Raw genomic sequence first — 17,184 nt, forward strand, 5'->3', positions numbered from 1 at the left:
CGGTGCAGCCGTCACCCTGTCGCGCGCTGCACGCTCCCCTGCCGATGTCTCAGGCCGGCCAGGCCCGCATGCGGAACGCGTCCACCAGGAAGTCGATGAGCGCACGGACCTTGGGGGTCAGTTGCCGGCGGCTCGGGTAGACCGCGTACACACCGAGTTCGGTGGAGCGGAAGCCGGGCATGACCTCCACCAGCGCGCCCGAGTCCAGGTGCGGCCCGACGAGAAACGAGGGTTGCAGCACCAGGCCCATGTGCTGCAGGGCGGCGGCGGTGCAGGTGTCGCCGCTGTTGGTGCGCATGCGGGGCGACACCTTCACCTGGATCGGTTCCCTGGACCCCTGCGACGAAAAGAATTCCCACTGGTCCCCCGCGGCCAGCAACGAATAGGCGATCACCGAGTGCCCGGCCAGCTCGGCCGGATGCCGGGGCGCGCCGTGCCGGCGAAGGTACTCCGGCGAGGCGCACAGGATCAGCCGCGTCGTGGTCAGCTGCCGGCTGATGAGCGAGGACACCTGGAGGCGCGCAATGCGGACCGCCACATCGAAGCCCTCGTCGACCAGATCGACCAGGCGGTCGGACAGCGTCACGTCCAGCGTCACTTTCGGGTGCTGCGCCATGAAGGCCGGCCACAGCGGCGCCAGATGCAGCACGCCGAAGGTGACCGGCACGTTGACGCGCAACTGTCCGATGGCCTCGCCCGCGTGGGTGGACAACTCGGCCTCGGCCTCGGCCACACCGTCGACCAGCTGGCGGCAGCGTTCGTGAAAGAGCTCACCCTCGGGCGTGAGCGACAGCTTGCGTGTCGTGCGGTGCAACAGCCTCACGCCCAGCCGGGTCTCGAGGTCGCCGACCAGCCGCGACACGGCGGTCTTCGAAATGTCCAGCGCTTCGGCCGCGCGCACAAAGCTGCCCGCATCGACCACAGCGACAAAAGCGCGCATTTCCTGAAACCGATCCATGCGCCTATTGTGCCGGCTTTCGGGACAGTCAATTCACTTATTAAGTCTTTATCTATTGATGACGGGATTTTAAAGTTCAGTCCATCGCAGCAAGCCGCTGCTTCAACCCAAAGGACACATCATGAAAGTCACCATCATCGGCGCCGGCAACATGGGCTCGGCCTTCGTCAAGCAACTCGTCCGCGCCGGCCACGAGGTCAGCGTCACCGCCCGCGACAGCGCCAAGGCGGCACAGGTCGCGGCGGCCCACCCCGGCGCAAAAGCCGTCGCTGTGGCCGGCGCGGCCAACGGGGCCGACGCCGTCGTGCTGGCCACCGGCTACGGCGACGCCGCCGCGGCGCTGCAGGCCGTGGGCGATCTGCAGGGCAAGGTCGTCATCGACATCACCAACCCGCTGACCGCCGACTACATGGGTCTGACCCTGGGCCACAGCAGCTCGGCCGCGGAAGAAATCGCCAAGGCCGCGCCCGGTGCCGAGGTGGTCAAGGGCTTCAACACCGTCTTTGCCCAGGTGCTCGGCGACGGCGCCGATTTCGGCGAGGGCCGCAAGGTCACCGTCTTCGTGGCCAGCGACAGTGCCCGCGCCAAGCAGACCGCCACCGCGCTGGCCCAGAGCATGGGCTTCGAGGTGGTCGACGCAGGCGGCCTGAAGAACGCGCGCTACCTGGAACCACTGGCCGGCCTGAACATCTACCTGGGCTATGGCGCGGGTCTGGGCACGGCGATCGCACCGACCTGGGTCCACAGGGCCTGAACACCACCACCCGCCACACCTTCAACGGAGATCATCATGAGCAACTCGTTCCTGCACCGCATCCTGGCCACCGACAACGGCTCGGCCGCCCTCGCCCTGCGCATTCCCGTGGGCATCATCTTCGCCGCACACGGCGCGCAAAAGCTGTTCGGCTGGTTCGGCGGCTATGGCCTGGAAGGCACGGGCCAGTTCTTCGGCTCCGTGGGCCTGAACCCGGGCTACCTGATGGCCCTGCTGGCCGGCGCGGCCGAGTTCTTCGGTGGCCTGGCGCTGATCCTGGGTCTGCTGGTTCGCCCGGCGGCCGCAGCCCTGGCCTTCGCGATGCTGATCGCCATCTTCGCGGTGCACATCGGCAACGGCTTCTTCATGGACAAGGGCGGCTACGAATACGCACTGGCCCTGTTCGCGGCCTCGCTGTCCCTGCTGTTCAGCGGTGGCGGCCGACTCTCGGTCGACCGGACCCTCACCGGAGAACGCTGATGCCACGCCTGCCCAGCCTGTTTGTCTCGCACGGTGCACCCACGTTTGCCATCGACCCCGGCGTGGCCGGCCCCCGGCTGACGGCGCTGGGCCGCTACCTGCCCCGTCCGCAGGCTGTGCTGGTGGTGTCACCGCACTGGATGACACCCACGCCACGTGTGGGCACCGCTGCACAGCCCGGCACCATCCACGACTTCGGCGGATTCGATCCGGCGCTGTACCGGCTGAGCTACCCGGCCTCAGGCCACGCCGCACTGGCCCGGCGCGCCATCGAGCGACTCTCGAAGGCGGGATGGCCGGCGCAGGCCGACGAGCGGCGCGGCCTGGACCATGGCGCCTGGGTGCCGCTGCTGCACCTGTTCCCGGAGGCTGAGGTGCCGGTGTTCCAGGTCTCACTGCCCTCGCGGCTGGATGCGCCGCGCGCCTGGGCCTTCGGGCAGGCATTGGCCCCGCTGGCCGAGGACGGTGTGCTGATCGTCGGTTCGGGCAGCCTCACGCACAACCTGTACGAGTTCCGCTCAAGCCATGGTGCCGATGAAGCCTATGTGTCTGCATTCGCCGGCTGGGTGCGCGAAGCGGTGGAGCAAGGCGACAACGCCCGCCTGCTGCGCACGCTGGACGACGCTCCCGGTGCCCGGCGTGCGCATCCGACGGCGGAGCACTTCTGGCCACTGCTGGTGGCGGCCGGTGCGGCCGATGCCGGCGCCCCGCCGGCCACCGTGATCGAAGGCGGCATTGCGCATGGCGTGCTGGCCATGGATTCCTACGCGTTCGGCCTGGCCGCCGCCTGAAGTCCTCCAGGACTGGGCGACAGACACCCTGGCCAGACCCAACATCCTGATGTTTGGAGATGGCGAGTGGATCGAAGGACCGACCCGGTCGCAGTGGCGTCAGCAGCAGCGATGGCTGGGCGAGGTCACGCGCCCGGTGGTGATCGAAATCGGAGCGGGCACCGCCATCCCGTCCGTGCGGTACTTCAGCCAGGAAATGATCCACCGACACGCGGGGCGGCTCATCCGGACCGCTCACGGGTGTCCAAGAAACCCGGAGCGATTCAACGCTCCCAGACCAGACTGCAATCAGGCGTGATCAGCACCCCATGCCATCGGTCCACCTTTCTGAGCAATCCCCGCTCGATCAGGATGGCGATGTGCCTGGCGACGGTTTCGCGGCGGGTGCCCAGCACACTGGCCAGTTCGGTGTGGCTGGGAATGCGGAAGGCGTGGTGGCCCTCTTCCGCCGCAATCAGGTGCAGGGCCGCGCAGACCTTGGCCAGGTAGCTGTCCTCGCGCAGCAGGCGCGACCAGTCGGCCATGCAACCCAGGAAGTCGGCAGTGATTCTGTACAGCGCCTGTTGAAACTGCGACTGGGGCATGGCCATGTCGTTGACCGCTTGCACCGGCAGTTCGCAAATGCGCGTCGGCGTGATGGCCAGCAGGCTCAGCAGCGCGGGCTGTCCGAACGGCTGCGTGAAGCCGATCAGACGTCCCTTGCCCGCCAGCATGATGGTCTTGCCGTCGCCTCCGGGCCCTCGCCTCAGACCCTTGAGCAGACCCACCTTGACCACCCCAAGAACCTGGCCGTGGGCGCCCTGTTTTTCCACCGTCTCGCCCACCGCCACCGAGCGTTCTCGCACCAGTGACCGGAAGTGTTCGTGCTGCGGTGATGGCAGCACCGCCAGCAGGCAACGCCCCCGGGTGGAGCAATGGTCGCACCGGGGCGTGGTGCCCGGTCCGCCAGTTCGCAGGGAGTTCTTGCTGATGTTCACGGGAAATTCTCGGAGATCCTTCATGGGTCACACCGCATGTGCAACCTCTGATCGACAACGCCCAACCGCTTGCGCCTGCTCCTTCGGAGCGTGCAGCATGGTACCGGCGCAGCTTCTCGTTGCATCAGCTTGTAACAGAGCGCATGTGCGTCTGATCACTAAGCACGCTGTTTTTGATAGCAGACCGACGCCGTTCTGTCACTGACCAATGTCAAAACCCTGCATGTGGAGGCCACGCGTGGCCGGGCGACATGAGGAAAGTCCGGCCCATGACCTGCCCAACCACGGTCCGTGCGGCGCATTGAAGACACACGGCCATCGCCAGATGGCCCTCCATGTGCGCGTTTGATCACTGAGCGGCCAGATAGAGCAAAAGACCACCCATTTCTGCGCTTCAGGGCGACTTTCCGTCGTCGATGCTGAAAGTTCCAGCCATCCTTGCGCCTGCCCGTTCCGGTCGCAGTCAAGGCCATGGACGGATATCCGGATGACCAAAGGCTTCTGCCGGTGTGCCGAAAGCCTCCTGCGTTCAACTACACGAGGATTAGACATGCGCATCCTTTCAAACATCAAGATTGGCAAACGACTTGGCCTGGCCTTCGGTGCCTTGCTGCTGCTCATCGTGGGCATGGCCACCACGGGCTTCGTGGGTGCAGCCAAGCTGTCGGCAGAAAGCCGGACCATCTACGAAGACCGTACGGTGCCCCTGGGCAACCTGGCCACCATCAACCAGCTGATGCTGGCCAACCGGGTGCTGGTCATGGACACACTGATCAACCCGCAGTCCCTGGACAAGAACCAGTCCATGGTCCAGGCCAATGCCACACGCATCGGCCAGCTGTGGGACAGCTACATGGCGGGTGATCTGGCTCCACAGGAGGCAAGACTGGCGCAAGCCTACACGCCGGCACGCGCTGCGTTCGTCAACGACGGCCTGATGGCGGTGCTGACCGCGGTGCGCAATGGTGATCTCGAGGCGGCCCGGCGGATCCACAACGACAAGCTCGAACCCCTGGCCCAGACCGCCATCGGTCTGTCGGACCAGCTCACCCGCCACCAGATCGACGTGGCGGCACAGGAATTCAAGCTGTCTCAGCAGCTGGAGGTGATGGTGGAAGTGGCGATGATCTGCGCCACCGGCCTTGCCCTCCTGATGGGTGTGGGGCTGGCTGTTGCAATCACACGCTCCATTACCCGCCCCATCAACGAAGCGGTGAAGGTGGCCACCACAGTGGCCGCCGGTGATCTGACTTCGAACATTGAGCCCCAAGGAGAGGACGAGGCCGCTGACCTACTGCGCGCGCTCAAGGCCATGAACGACAGCCTTGTCAAGGTGGTGGGTGAGGTGCGCGGGAACGCTGAAAACGTGGCCACCGCCAGTGCGCAGATCGCACAAGGCAACGCGGACCTGAGCCAACGCACCGAGGAGCAGGCATCGGCGCTGGAAGAAACCTCTGCATCCATGGAGCAGATGGGGTCGAGCGCCAGCCAGAACGCCGACCATGCCCGCCAGGCCCACCAGTTGGCATTCAGCGCAAGCACGGTGGCCAGGCAGGGTGGCTCCGTCGTGGGTCAGGTGGTGCAGACCATGCGCGACATCAACGACAGCAGCCGCAAGATCAGCGACATCATCGGCGTGATCGACGGTATCGCGTTCCAGACCAACATCCTGGCCCTGAACGCCGCGGTGGAAGCGGCTCGGGCTGGCGAACAGGGCCGTGGCTTTGCGGTGGTGGCCGGAGAAGTGCGCAACCTGGCGCAGCGCAGCGCCGAGGCAGCCAAGGAGATCAAGGCTCTGATCGGAGCCAGCGTTGAACGTGTCGAGCAAGGAAGCACACTGGTCGATCAGGCGGGTGTCACCATGCAGGAAATCGTTTCTTCGATCCAGCGCGTCAGCGACATCGTCGGAGAGATCAGCAGCGCCAGTGTCCAACAAAGCGCCGGTGTCGGCCAGGTCAGTGAGGCCATCAGCCAGATGGACCAGACCACCCAGCAAAACGCGGCCCTCGTCGAGGAGTCCGCCGCAGCAGCCGCCAGCCTCAAGAACCAAGCCAACCTGCTGGTGCAGGCGGTTGAGCGGTTCCGATTGAACAGCAGCGCCAACCGGGACTCAACAGGCTGTCTGCCGGCAAGCCCGTCGGATCGGTCGACTTGATGGCACCACTCAACCCGAGGCGGCACGGGCCTGTTGCAGCCGAAGTCTCAGGTCCATGCTGGTTCGCGCCAGACCAGAGAAATCAGGCAACGCGAACTCGCGGGCGAAGGGCGACTGTCCCAGGTGTTCACAGCTCAGAGAAACAGCGGTCACGGCATGCAGCATTTCCTGGGATGCCAGTGCAAGATCTTCGTTGGTGACGGGCGTTGGCAGCCGGCCATCCCCGCCGGCAAGGTCGCGCCCAATCAGCTCCACGATGCAGGTGCCAGCCCCATGGATGCCGGCTACCAGATCCAGCAGCAGATCGCACTCCGGATCGAAGATGCCGGCGACCCCGGCAAGCCTGTCCGCCCTTCCGTCCTCCAAGTGGTCCTGCAGACACTCGGACAACGCGACCAGTCTCCGCGCCTCGATACAGGCTTGCTCGAATGCTGAAAGTTCCATGCTTGCAGTCACCGATTGAACGTTGACAAAGCGCCAGCAACTGCAGGACCGGTGCAGGCGCGAGCCACATCCTAGCGAGCGACTGCGGCGATCAGCTCACATGCAAAAAGCCCGTGTGCGTCTGATCACTAAGCACGTTGATTTTCATGGCAAATCGCAGTTTTCCTGTCGATGATCAAGGCCATGCGAGGCGTCTGCACGCCCGATCCATGCCGCCAAGTGCCTTCCCGAGCGACCTGGCAACAAACGTTCCTTAAAGAGGAGGCAACGCTTTGCTGGACAGCACCGATGAACTCTATGACCTGACCTCCTGGTTGCTGATCCTGGAGAAAGTCGTCGAGCAAAGCGCCAACATGGTGGTGATCACCGACGCAGAGCAGCGCATCAGATGGGTGAACCAGACCTATACCCGGGTGACCGGATGGTCGCTGGACGAAGTGCAGGGCAGACGCGCGGGTGAGGTGCTGCGCGGACCGCTGACCGACAGACGGGTCAGCCAACGCCTGGGCAACCAGCTGCGACTGGGACGATCGGTCTCCGGCGCCGAGATGATCAACTACCGCAAAAACGGCGAGCCCTACACCGTCACGCTGAACATAGAACCCATCCGCGATGGACGGGGTCAGGTGCTGGCCTATTTTTCCATCCAGAGCGATGTCAGTGAACGGCGGGCGCTCGAGAGTGCCAACGTCCAACTGCAGCACCACCTGCAGGTGGCACAGCGCCTGGCGCGGCTTGGCCGCGTAGAGTTCAACGCCGACACGAAGTCGATGCAGTGGTCCAGCGAGGTGTATTCGATTCTGGAACTGCCCGAGGAAGGAACACCCAAGACCTTCCGGGATCTTCTCAAATACGTCTGCCCCGAGGCGCAACAGGACCTGCAACTTCGCCTGCAGCGCGTCATGCAAACCGGAGACGAGTTCGACCATGAACTGCCGATCACGACCCACCGTGGCCGCCGACGCTGGGTTCGCTGCCGCGGGGTCCCTGAAAGACACGGCACCGGCATCCGTTCTCCAGGTACCTGGACCATCCAGGATGTCACGGTCTACAGGGAACTGCTCGAACAGAAACGCCTGACCAACGAGAAGCTGCAGGCCATGGTCGAAGAGCGAACGCGCCACCTCGAAGAGGCCAACCAGTCACTTGAAGCGTTTTCACACGCCCTTTCGCACGACCTGAAAAAGCCGATCCGGCACATGGTCAGCTACGCCCAGATCGTGCAGGAGACCCTGGCCTCGGACGACATTGCAACTGCCAGGGCCTATTGCCACAAGATCGTGGATGCGGGCATGCGCATGCAGTCCCTGATTGACGGCATGCTGGAGTTCTCGCGCATGGGACGCAGAGGTATCAGCCCGGTCTGGGTTGCGATGTCACAGCTGGGCAAGGACTGCCTGGGTGATGTCGCAGCGTCCTTTCAGGATCGGCCATTTTGCGTGACCGGACTGGAGTCCCTGCCAGAGGTCTGGGCAGACCCGGTGTTGCTGCGGGAAGTCTGGGCCAACCTGATCGACAACGCGTTCAAGTACAGCGCCGAACAGGCGTTGACCAGGCTGGACTTCGCCTGTGATGTCACCCATGGGGACTGGACCCTTTCGTTGCGGGACAACGGCTGCGGCTTCAACGACTCGATGCACTCGCACATCTTCCAGATGTTCGGGCGCGCGAATCCCGATGCTGCCATCGCAGGCGACGGGATTGGCTTGGCCTTGTGCCAGCGCATCGTGCAGGCACACGGAGGACGTATCTGGGCAGAGTCTGTGCCTGGTGAGGGTTCGACCTTCTACGTCCGTCTGCCACGAAGAATGACAGGATCCAACTTCGGAGATCTCTGACAAGGACAGGACCCAACGGTCTGTCAGCGCGCTCCACAGACGCGTCGCCCGGCTACGCCCCAACAGATGGGGTCAATCGTGCTCGCAATGCACCCATCACCAGATCTTCCAGGGTGCCTTGGTGCTGGCCCAGAGGCTTTCAAGATAGTTCTTGTCGCGCAGCGTATCCATGTTCTGCCAGAAGCCTTCGTGGCGATGTGCCGCCAGCTTGCCTTCGTGCGCCAGTTGCGTGAGAGGCTCCTGTTCCAGAACACATTCGTCGCCCGGGAAATAGTCGAACACCCCGGGCTCCATGACGAAGAAGCCACCATTGATCCACGCCCCGTCCCCTTTGGTCTTTTCGCTGAAGTTGTGGATCTTGCTGTCGTCCTCTTTGAGGGCAAAAGCCCCGAAGCGCCCAGGCGGCTGCACGGCGGTCAAGGTCGCCACCGCTTTCTGCTCATGGTGAAAAGCCAGCAGCTTGTTCATGTCCATGTCGCAGACGCCGTCCCCATACGTCAGGCAGAACGCCTCACCCTCCACATAGTCCTTGATTCGCTTGATGCGCCCGCCGGTCATGGTCGTTTCGCCGGTGTCGACCAATGTCACCCGCCACGGCTCGGCCTGGGTGTGGTGCACGTCCATCTTGTTGTTCTTGATGTCGAAAGTGAAATCGGCCGTGTGGAGGAAATAGTTGGCGAAGTACTCTTTGATCACATAGCCCTTGTAGCCGCAGCAGATGATGAAGTCGTTGATTCCCGCCTTGGAATAGATCTTCATGATGTGCCAGAGCATGGGCTTGCCACCAATTTCGATCATGGGTTTGGGCTTGGTGGCACTTTCCTCGCTGATCCGGGTTCCGTAGCCTCCCGCCAAAATGACTGCTTTCATTTCCTTGCGCCCTTGCCTGGGTTGTTCAATCTGTCCGAATGAGAAATATTGAGGGGCTGGCTCAGCCGCTTTCAGCGAACGCCCATTTTCCAGAAATCATGAGGGGACAAATCCTTCATCTTCCTGCCGGAAAAAATCACTTTCAGCACCACCCACACCGGCACCACAATGTCGTGAATCATCCTGGCCAACAGGATCGGCACGCACGCCAGCATGAGCAAATACGAATCCGCTCCACGCCGGATATAGGCCAGCGACCGGAAGAACAGGTGGATTTTGCGAATCACATGGCCCAGATAGGTCAGAGCCGGGTGGCGTGCGTGCTGCGGCACGTCATGCGCCGGTTTGCTGGTCATGGTCTTGCGCCACAAGGGCTTGTCCAGTGATGCCAGAACGAAATTGCCCTTGGCCGCCAGGAAATACAGGGATGGGAAAGCAACGTTGTAAACCGTGGTGATTTTCGGAAACAGCCACAGCTTGTATGCAATGTCCTCGGCGCGCTGGCGCCGGATGAGCGCGTGGTTGCTGCGGTCCAGCAACTGTTTGGTCAGCTTGTAGATTCTCACCAGCGCATACCGGTGCCCGTAGTCTTCAATGACCGGTTCGCCTTCGTATTCCTGCGCCTCTCTGTTGAAGAGGCGGTAGGGGCAGAATGCCAATATCGCGTCGGGTTCCGCGAGCAGTTTGTTGAGCAGAACCTCTACAAACTCCGGCTCCCAGTGGTCATCGGCCGCCGCCCACATGAAAAACTCGCCTGTGGCCTGCTCGGCAACAAACGTCCAGTTGCCGGGCAGCCCGAGGTTCTTCTCCTGCCGCACGTATCTGATCCGAGGGTCCTGAGCGCAGTATTTCTGGCAAATCTGCGCTGTGGCGTCGGTGGATGCGTTGTCGGACAAGATCAGTTCGATATTTCGATAGGTTTGCCCCAGGAGGCAATCCAGTGTGCGCGCCAAGGATTTTTCACCGTTGTACACCGGGACACCAATACTGACCAACGGAGCATTGTTCATTTTTTGCCCAGACGCAGATATTCAGATCCACACCGGTTTCAATTGCTGAAATAGGCGTTTTGCTCGGCACGGAGTTGGTCGCTCAAGCGGCCTTCCGGCACCGTGACATCGTCCATGCACAGCACCTGGTCCTTGGGAACGTCGTGCTTGAGGCGGCATCCCTCGGCCAAACCCATCGGCAGCAGACGGCCCTGATTCACCACCTGCGAGTTTTCGGCCAATCCGTAGGTCATGTAGCCGCCAATGCCATCAATCAATTGACCAGCTTTCAGGTCGATTTTTGCGGTGGCCACCACATCCACGCACGGGCCGGCGATGGGCGCAATCGCCGCATCGGAGAACAACACCGCGCGCGCCACCGTATTGGGTACCTCAAAGTGGCACAGGTGGTAAGGCGTATAGAAGCAATACAGCGGCCCTTCGCCCAGCTTGTACAGATTGAGGTAGTGCTTTTGCTGAGGATGGTCATGGGTGCCCAGCACAAAAACGCCCGGGTTGGGAGCGGCCCCCACCACGTAATCCACAATGCCCGGGCCTTGCAGCAGTTCTTCCAGCGGATACCAATTCACCGCCTCGGTAATGGGAGTGCCGGCTTCCACCGTGGGCCCGAACATGCCGCGTTGGGCCACCCGCATGCCGGTGGCGTTGGCCACAATGGCCTGCTCGTACGAAATCTTGGTGCCATCGGCAAATGAGGTCACCATGGCGGGGTTCTGCCCCCACTTTTTGGCAAATCCTTCCTGCGTGGTCGGATTGCGATAGGGATCGTGCAAGCCCTTGATGTTGCCGCACAGGACGGGCTTCACCCCTATTCCCTTGACGAATCGGTACAGATTCATGATCACGCCGGGCTGGTCGCCATCCACATTGGTGAGCACCACACCGGCCTTGTCGGCATAGACCTTGAGAATCGGGCCCACCGTGCCGTCCAGCTCGGCATTCATCATGATCACGTGCTTGCCGTGCTGGATGGCCCTGAAAACCACCTGGGCGCTGAATTCCACCGCGCCGGTCACCTCGATGATCGCGTCGATGCCCTGCGCCTCGCAAAGCAGAAACGCGTCGTCGGTGATCGCGTAACGGTCTTGCGCGATCGCATCTTCGAGCTGCGCCACGGTTTCAACCACCGCCACGTCCTGGACATTGGCCTCCTTGTAGGCGCGCCGGGCTTGATCGAGGGTCCGGTTGGACACGGCCACCAGCTTCATGCCCGGGGTGGACTGGATGATTTGCAGCGCCACCCCGCGCCCCATGAATCCCGCGCCCACCATGGCCACCCGCACCGGGTTGTTCTCGGCCTGGCGCTTCTTCAATGCGCTGTCAATGATGATCATGATCTTGAATATTCAATTCGTGAGGCGGCACCCGGGCTGGGCGGACCGATATGGCGGCTATTGCGCTCAGATGTTCATGTCGGGCCAGCTGGCGTCTTTGTCGGAAATCACTTTGACCTCCTGCGGCCAGATGATTCCCAGCGCCGGGTCGTTGTATCGGAGGCCACGCTCCGAACCCGGGTGGTACACCTGCGAAACCTGGTAGGTGACTTCGCAATCGTCCACCAGGGTGATGAATCCATGCGCGAAATGCTGGGGAACGAACAGCATGCGGTGATTGCTGCTGGTCAACTCCACACCGATCCACTGCCGGTAGGTCGGAGATTCCGGGCGGATGTCCACAATGACATCGTAGATGGCGCCCTGCGTGCATCTCACCAGCTTGGTTTCGGCATAGGGCGATTCCTGGTAGTGCATGCCGCGCAATGTGCCCTGGTGTTTGCTCAGGGACACATTGGTCTGAACCACCTTGCTGATCAGACCATGCCGCTCGAACTCGTCCTGGCAGAAAGACCGGGCGAAAAAACCGCGGGAATCGCCGCGCTTCTCCAGATCAATGACATAGGCACCCGCCAGTTTGGTTTCGGTGAAGATCATCAAACGCTCCAGAACAACTTGCCGTCAATCTGGCGGGTGCGGATGAGGTATTCAATCTGCTTGAGGCGGGTGAAGGCCCGGAAGTTGAAGATTTCGGGCGCCATGTCGATGCGTTTGAACACTTCGTAGAGTTGTTCGGCACCAATCCTGGCATTTCGTTTGCATTTGAAGCCCAGCTGGTTGCTGATCTTGTCAAACGACACCCGGTAGCTGCGGTTGTCCGCATCGTGCTGGCCAAAACTGAGCGCGCATCCGGTGAAGGTCTCGGCAACGATTTCGGCGATTTCCTTGACCCGGTAATTGTCGGAGGTGGCGCCCACATTGAAGATCTGGTTGTGCACCTTCTCGCGCGGCGCTTCCAGCACGCAGCCGATGGCATCACAAATGTCCAGCACATGCACCAGCGGGCGCCACGGTTGTCCGTCGCTGGTCATCTTGATTTCCTGGGTGGTCCATGCCAGTCCGGACAGGTTGTTCAGCACGATGTCAAAGCGCATGCGCGGAGACGGCCCATAGGCCGTCGCATTGCGCAGGAAGGTCGGACTGAAATGCTCGGAGGCCAGCGGCGACACGTCGCGCTCGACTTTCACCTTGCACTTGGCATAGGCGGTTTGTGGATCGGTATCGGATTCTTCGGTCTTGAAATCGTCCCCGCCAATGCCATACACGCTGCAGGAAGACGTGTAAACAAAACGGCTCACACCGACGTTCTTGCACTTCTTGGCCAATTCCACCGAGCCCACATGATTGATTTCATAGGTGATGTCGTGGTTGAGCTTGCCCAACGGGTCATTGGACAATTCGGCCAGATGCACCACCGCCTCGAATCCCTCAAGGTCTTTTTCGGTGATGTTGCGAATGTCCTTGCTGATCCATTGCGGCGATCTTTTGACGGCATTGAACAGCCAGCCGTCCCGGTAGAAACCGGTATCGATGCCGACCACCTCATGCCCCCGCTCCAGCAGGACCGAACCCAGCAAACTCCCAATATAGCCATCGATCCCGGTAACCAGTACTTTCACAGCCATTCCGCCTTTGTAAATAACTTCAGGTGTTTCGAAAGGTGATTCTGGTGCCTGACCCGATGCACATGATTTCGCCAAACAACCTCAAACCCCGGAGGGGTATTGTGTTTAGGGCACACCCAGCACGGCGAAATATTCACCTCGTTTTCGAGGATAGCCCGCCAAGTGTGAACGACTCAATGCCGGATCGCACGAAGCTTGACCTAGCTCAATTTCGAATTGCAATGCAGGCTCGGTTCGGCGCCGATGTGTGGCGCGATCCACTGCATTTAAGTGGAATTTAAGTCGCACATAACCCGCGCTTAAGCCGCGCACATGTACAGCGGAGATGAAGTCCCCTTGAAAACCTGAACCAGCCGGGAAGCATTGAATTCCCATCAACGCAGTTTCTGCATGAAGCAGTCCAGATTCGGCGAAGCGCAGATGGTCGGCCTCCTCAAGGAGGTCGAGATGGGTGACCGAAAGCTCTGGCCCGTTGCACGCGACGACTCCGGGGTCATCACCTTCTTCCAGACGCACATGAGGTCCGGAGTTCATCGCTCACGCACTGTCCCCAACCTCTGCTTGTGACCGGCTCAGGAGTTCGAGGGGACCTCAAAGGAACCTTTGGTCCCCCTGGCTGATCACAGTCATCTTGCGTTTTGGGAACCACATGAGCTATCCAGTACCTGGCAATGAAGCAAAGCGATTGAAGGCTCTGCATGCCTTCCAGATCCTAGACTCGCTGCCACAAAAGATGTTCGATGACATCACGGCACTCGCAGCGGGAATCTGTGGCACCCCAATGGCACTGATCACTCTTGTCGATGCCGAGAGGCAGTGGTTCAAGTCACGCCGAGGTGTTGAACTAAGCGAGACACCTCGCGACGAGTCGTTCTGTGCACGCACCATCATGGATTCAGACCATGTGCTCGCAGTCCGTGACGCCGCGCAAGATCCACGGTTCTCCGAACTGTCGCTGGTTGTAGACGGCAACCTCAGGTTCTATGCAGGGGCGCCGATCGTGACAGGAGACGGCCTGGCTTTGGGCGCGGTCTGCGTGCTCGACACAGAGCCTCGCACCATTTCTCCGGAGCTGCAGCGCCAGCTTCAGCGTCTGGCAGATCTGACCATGGGATTGATAGAACACGAGGCTCGGCGGCGGCGCGAGTCTCAGGCGATGTTGGGACTTGTGCGAAGGAACGAACGCGTCATACGGAGTGTCATCGACGAGGGCAGAGAGCTCTGCTCATTTATTGATCCTCAGCACCGCTTTCTGTATGTCAACCCCGCCTATGAGACGCACTGGGTGCAGCCTCGCGAACAGTTGATCGGCATGCACGTTGAGGAGCTACTGGGCCCAGAGCTCTACCGCGACTCGGTCAAAGCGGGGATCAACCAAGCTCTTGCTGGTCACGATGCCCCATTGGAACTTGTGATCGATTTTCCCGGCGTCGGGAAAAGGCACCTGGAGCTCAGATATTTGCCCGCCCACGATGAGGATGGCCGCATTTTCGGCGTGGTGGAGCGCTGTCGTGATGTGACCGACTTGGTTCTTCAAGCCCAGCAACTGCGACAGCACGTGGCGGAGTTGCAGAGGAGAAGAGTGCTGCAGGACAAGTATCTGCATGCCATATCCCATGACTTGAAAGAGCCGGTGAATGCCATCACCAACGCGACCCCGCTGCTGGTAGAGAAGATGAGCGGAAACTTGTCACCCATAGCAGCACGGTGTCTGAAGTACATCGAGCAGGCCGGGCGGCGGTTAGACAGCCTGCTTGAGGACATGCGCACATTCGGCGAGGTGGAGACCGGTGGGGAACTGTCGAAGTCCGTGCGGCCGGCATTCATTCTGGTGCACACCAGCCTCGCACACATGAAGGATCTTGTTGAACGCTACGAGGTAAGTTTCACCGCGCAGGTTGACGGCGATCTTGTGGTGAATGAGGCGGCGTTCGATCTTGGATTGCGCAGTGCAATCGCGCATCTCCTGAGAACTTCATCATCAACCACGGCACTCATTGATATCAAGCTGGACATCGCTGACGGAATGTCAAGGTTGGCCGTCGTCGACCAGGGCGGCAGTACTCCATTGCCGCGCATCGAATCTGATGACATGAAGGATGAGGCGCAAATGGACAAGGTCACTGAATCCTCCCTTCTCTTGTGGACTGCCCGGCAGATAGCCATGGCCCATGGAGGGTGGCTTCAAGAGGAGTCACCCCTCGAAGGTGGTCGATCCTTGATCTTCATGTTGCCCAGGAGGCTTGTGCATGATGTTTGACCGAGTTGTATTGATCGACGACAACGAAACGGACAACTTCTTTCACCGCATTGCTCTTCAGAAAGCCGGGTTCGAGGGAGAAGTGCTCGAGTTTGATCGGCCAACACATGGGCTCGCATTCCTGTTGAAGGACCAGATTTCTGTACCCACCTGCGTGTTCCTGGACATCAACATGCCATTGCTCAGTGGCTTCGAAGTGGCTCAGTCCTTGACCAGGGAACTGAAGCCTCGTGCGCTCTTCAAGCTCACCATGCTCACATCGTCCAATTGGTCGGAGGACCGGCGTCGCGCACAGGCCTTGCCTCTGATCACAGGCTATCTGGTCAAGCCGCTTACCTCATCTCAGGCGCGAGAGGTGCTAGAACGAGGGTAACGTCAGAACGTGCTGCGAGCAAAGCCTGCTATCTGGAGCAGTGGGCTGCTGCCGGTTTCAAAGACACCTTGTTAAGGTGGAAGATGAAACTGGAGGTGGCAGATGGTCACGAGAAGGAAATTCAGCCGCGAGTTCAAGCTCGAGGCGGTCAAGCTCGGTCACCGAGCGAGGCGTGGCTGTGGCCCAGGCGGCCAAGGACTTGGACGTTCACGAGAACGTGCTGCGCAAGTGGGTTCGTGAGCCGCGAGACGAGCCCCAGGAGGCGTTTCCCGGCAACGGTAAGCAAAGGACCCAGGACGCCGAGATAGCGCGGCTGCGCAAGGAAGTGGCCAAGCTCAAGATGGAGCGCGACATCCTGAAAAAAGCCGCGGCCTACTTCGCGAAGGAGTCGATGTGAAGTTCGGCTTCGTGGCGAAACACCGAGGGGCCTGGCCGGTCAATCTGCTGTGCGAGGCGCTCGGTGTCTCGCGAGGCAGCTTCTACGCCTGGCTCACATGGCCCAGGAGCCGGCGTAGTCTCAGCGACGAGGTGTTGGGTGCGCATGTGCACCAGAGCTTCGTGCGCAGTGACCGCACCTACGGGGCACGGCGTGTGTGGCACGACGTGCTGGAACAAGGTCAGGCTTGTGGTCTGCACCGCATCGAACGGCTCATGCGAGAGCAGGCATTGCGTGCCAGGCCACGGCGACGCGGATTGCCCAAGGACCGTGGCGCGCGCAGTGCCGTGGCCGACAACGTGCTGAACCGCCAGTTCCAGGCCGATGGCCCGAACCAGAAATGGGTAGCCGACTTCACATACATCTGGACGGCAGAAGGCTGGCTGTACGTGGCGGCGGTGCTGGACCTGTACTCGCGGCGCATCGTGGGTTGGTCGATGCAGGAGAGCATGACCTCGCAGCTCGTGGTGGATGCGCTGATGACGGCCGTGTGGCGCCGGGGCAAGCCGGTGGCCTTGCTGCATCACTCGGACCTGGGCAGTCAGTACACCAGTGAGCACTTCCAGAAGCTGCTGAACGAACAAGGTATCACTTGCAGCATGAGCAGGGCTGGAGAGGTCTGGGACAACTCGGCAATGGAGAGCTTCTTCAGTTCTCTCAAGACCGAGCGCACGGCCAGGAAGGTGTACCGGACGCGAGGGCAGGCCCGTTCAGACGTGTTCGACTACATCGAGTGCTTCTACAACCCGAGGCGCCGGCATTCGACGCTCGGCTATCTCAGTCCCGTACAGTTCGAGCAAGCTCAAAAAGCTTAGGTCGTTGTCAATGGAACCGGCAGCAGCCCACTTGGGTTTGCGCTGCTCAAGGGCCATGTTCAAC

General features: G+C 61.1%; 16 protein-coding genes and 1 pseudogene. 8 read left to right on the top strand and 9 right to left on the bottom strand.

The window, feature by feature from the left end:
- Positions 1-49: 49 nt before the first annotated feature.
- Complete coding sequence (locus HPS01S_RS04755) at positions 50-958, bottom strand: LysR family transcriptional regulator (RefSeq protein WP_066151740.1); 909 nt, start codon at positions 956-958, stop codon at positions 50-52.
- Positions 959-1,079: 121 nt separating this feature from the next.
- Here HPS01S_RS04755 and HPS01S_RS04760 point away from each other — a divergent pair, with 121 nt between their 5' ends.
- Genes HPS01S_RS04760 through HPS01S_RS04770 form a run of 3 tightly spaced genes read left to right on the top strand, consistent with a single transcriptional unit; the run spans position 1,080 to position 2,983 of the window.
- Positions 1,080-1,712 (top strand): NADPH-dependent F420 reductase, encoded by a 633-nt coding sequence (locus tag HPS01S_RS04760; protein ID WP_066151741.1) that lies wholly within the window; start codon positions 1,080-1,082, stop codon positions 1,710-1,712.
- Between the two features lie 36 nt (positions 1,713-1,748).
- On the top strand, positions 1,749-2,192 hold the full coding sequence (locus HPS01S_RS04765) for a DoxX family protein (protein WP_066151743.1): 444 nt from the start codon (positions 1,749-1,751) through the stop codon (positions 2,190-2,192).
- A complete protein-coding gene (locus tag HPS01S_RS04770; RefSeq protein WP_066151744.1) occupies positions 2,192-2,983 on the top strand; it encodes a dioxygenase family protein in 792 nt (263 codons plus the stop codon). Before HPS01S_RS04765 ends, HPS01S_RS04770 begins: the two co-directional genes overlap by 1 nt.
- A gap of 263 nt (positions 2,984-3,246) precedes the next feature.
- On the opposite strand, the gene HPS01S_RS04775 is transcribed toward HPS01S_RS04770, so the two are convergent.
- The gene (locus HPS01S_RS04775; protein ID WP_084397041.1) at positions 3,247-3,984 is read right to left on the bottom strand and encodes a Crp/Fnr family transcriptional regulator; all 738 of its coding nucleotides are present in this window, start codon (positions 3,982-3,984) and stop codon (positions 3,247-3,249) included.
- Positions 3,985-4,510: 526 nt separating this feature from the next.
- Between HPS01S_RS04775 and HPS01S_RS22350 the strand changes: the two genes are divergently transcribed.
- Positions 4,511-6,115 (top strand): methyl-accepting chemotaxis protein, encoded by a 1,605-nt coding sequence (locus HPS01S_RS22350; protein ID WP_066151749.1) that lies wholly within the window; start codon positions 4,511-4,513, stop codon positions 6,113-6,115.
- 9 nt (positions 6,116-6,124) lie between these two features.
- Here the strand turns inward: HPS01S_RS22350 and HPS01S_RS04785 are convergent, their stop codons facing one another.
- Positions 6,125-6,559 (bottom strand): hypothetical protein, encoded by a 435-nt coding sequence (locus HPS01S_RS04785; protein WP_066151752.1) that lies wholly within the window; start codon positions 6,557-6,559, stop codon positions 6,125-6,127.
- A 272-nt stretch (positions 6,560-6,831) separates the two neighbouring features.
- On the opposite strand from HPS01S_RS04785, the gene HPS01S_RS04790 reads away from it, so the two are divergent.
- Positions 6,832-8,397, top strand: coding sequence for a sensor histidine kinase (locus HPS01S_RS04790; protein WP_066151755.1), 1,566 nt, complete (start codon positions 6,832-6,834; stop codon positions 8,395-8,397).
- Between the two features lie 96 nt (positions 8,398-8,493).
- Here the strand turns inward: HPS01S_RS04790 and rfbF are convergent, their stop codons facing one another.
- From rfbF to HPS01S_RS21710, 6 genes are all read right to left on the bottom strand, one after another.
- Positions 8,494-9,267: a glucose-1-phosphate cytidylyltransferase gene (gene rfbF, locus HPS01S_RS04795; RefSeq protein WP_066151757.1), complete on the bottom strand. Its 774-nt coding sequence runs from the start codon at positions 9,265-9,267 to the stop codon at positions 8,494-8,496.
- A gap of 71 nt (positions 9,268-9,338) precedes the next feature.
- Complete coding sequence (locus tag HPS01S_RS04800) at positions 9,339-10,277, bottom strand: glycosyltransferase family 2 protein (RefSeq protein WP_084397043.1); 939 nt, start codon at positions 10,275-10,277, stop codon at positions 9,339-9,341.
- A 38-nt stretch (positions 10,278-10,315) separates the two neighbouring features.
- Complete coding sequence (locus HPS01S_RS04805) at positions 10,316-11,611, bottom strand: NAD(P)H-dependent oxidoreductase (RefSeq protein WP_066151760.1); 1,296 nt, start codon at positions 11,609-11,611, stop codon at positions 10,316-10,318.
- 66 nt (positions 11,612-11,677) lie between these two features.
- Positions 11,678-12,208: a dTDP-4-dehydrorhamnose 3,5-epimerase gene (rfbC, locus tag HPS01S_RS04810; protein ID WP_066151761.1), complete on the bottom strand. Its 531-nt coding sequence runs from the start codon at positions 12,206-12,208 to the stop codon at positions 11,678-11,680.
- Complete coding sequence (locus HPS01S_RS04815) at positions 12,208-13,236, bottom strand: NAD-dependent epimerase/dehydratase family protein (RefSeq protein WP_255284152.1); 1,029 nt, start codon at positions 13,234-13,236, stop codon at positions 12,208-12,210. The genes rfbC and HPS01S_RS04815 overlap by 1 nt, the downstream gene beginning before the upstream one ends.
- Before the next feature lie 105 nt (positions 13,237-13,341).
- Positions 13,342-13,770 (bottom strand): hypothetical protein, encoded by a 429-nt coding sequence (locus HPS01S_RS21710; RefSeq protein ID WP_157576093.1) that lies wholly within the window; start codon positions 13,768-13,770, stop codon positions 13,342-13,344.
- 115 nt (positions 13,771-13,885) lie between these two features.
- Between HPS01S_RS21710 and HPS01S_RS04820 the strand changes: the two genes are divergently transcribed.
- The 3 genes and pseudogenes from HPS01S_RS04820 (at position 13,886) to HPS01S_RS04835 (ending at position 17,120) form a co-directional block, all read left to right on the top strand.
- Positions 13,886-15,496: a sensor histidine kinase gene (locus HPS01S_RS04820; RefSeq protein ID WP_084397044.1), complete on the top strand. Its 1,611-nt coding sequence runs from the start codon at positions 13,886-13,888 to the stop codon at positions 15,494-15,496.
- Positions 15,486-15,869 carry a response regulator gene (locus tag HPS01S_RS04825; protein ID WP_066151765.1) on the top strand — a complete coding sequence of 128 codons (384 nt, stop codon included), beginning with the start codon at positions 15,486-15,488 and terminating at the stop codon, positions 15,867-15,869. Before HPS01S_RS04820 ends, HPS01S_RS04825 begins: the two co-directional genes overlap by 11 nt.
- Positions 15,870-15,971: 102 nt before the next feature.
- Positions 15,972-17,120 (top strand): annotated as a pseudogene (locus HPS01S_RS04835) (IS3 family transposase).
- Positions 17,121-17,184: the final 64 nt, after the last annotated feature.

The organism is Hydrogenophaga pseudoflava NBRC 102511, from assembly GCF_001592285.1.
GTDB classification, from domain to species: Bacteria; Pseudomonadota; Gammaproteobacteria; order Burkholderiales; family Burkholderiaceae_C; genus Hydrogenophaga; species Hydrogenophaga pseudoflava.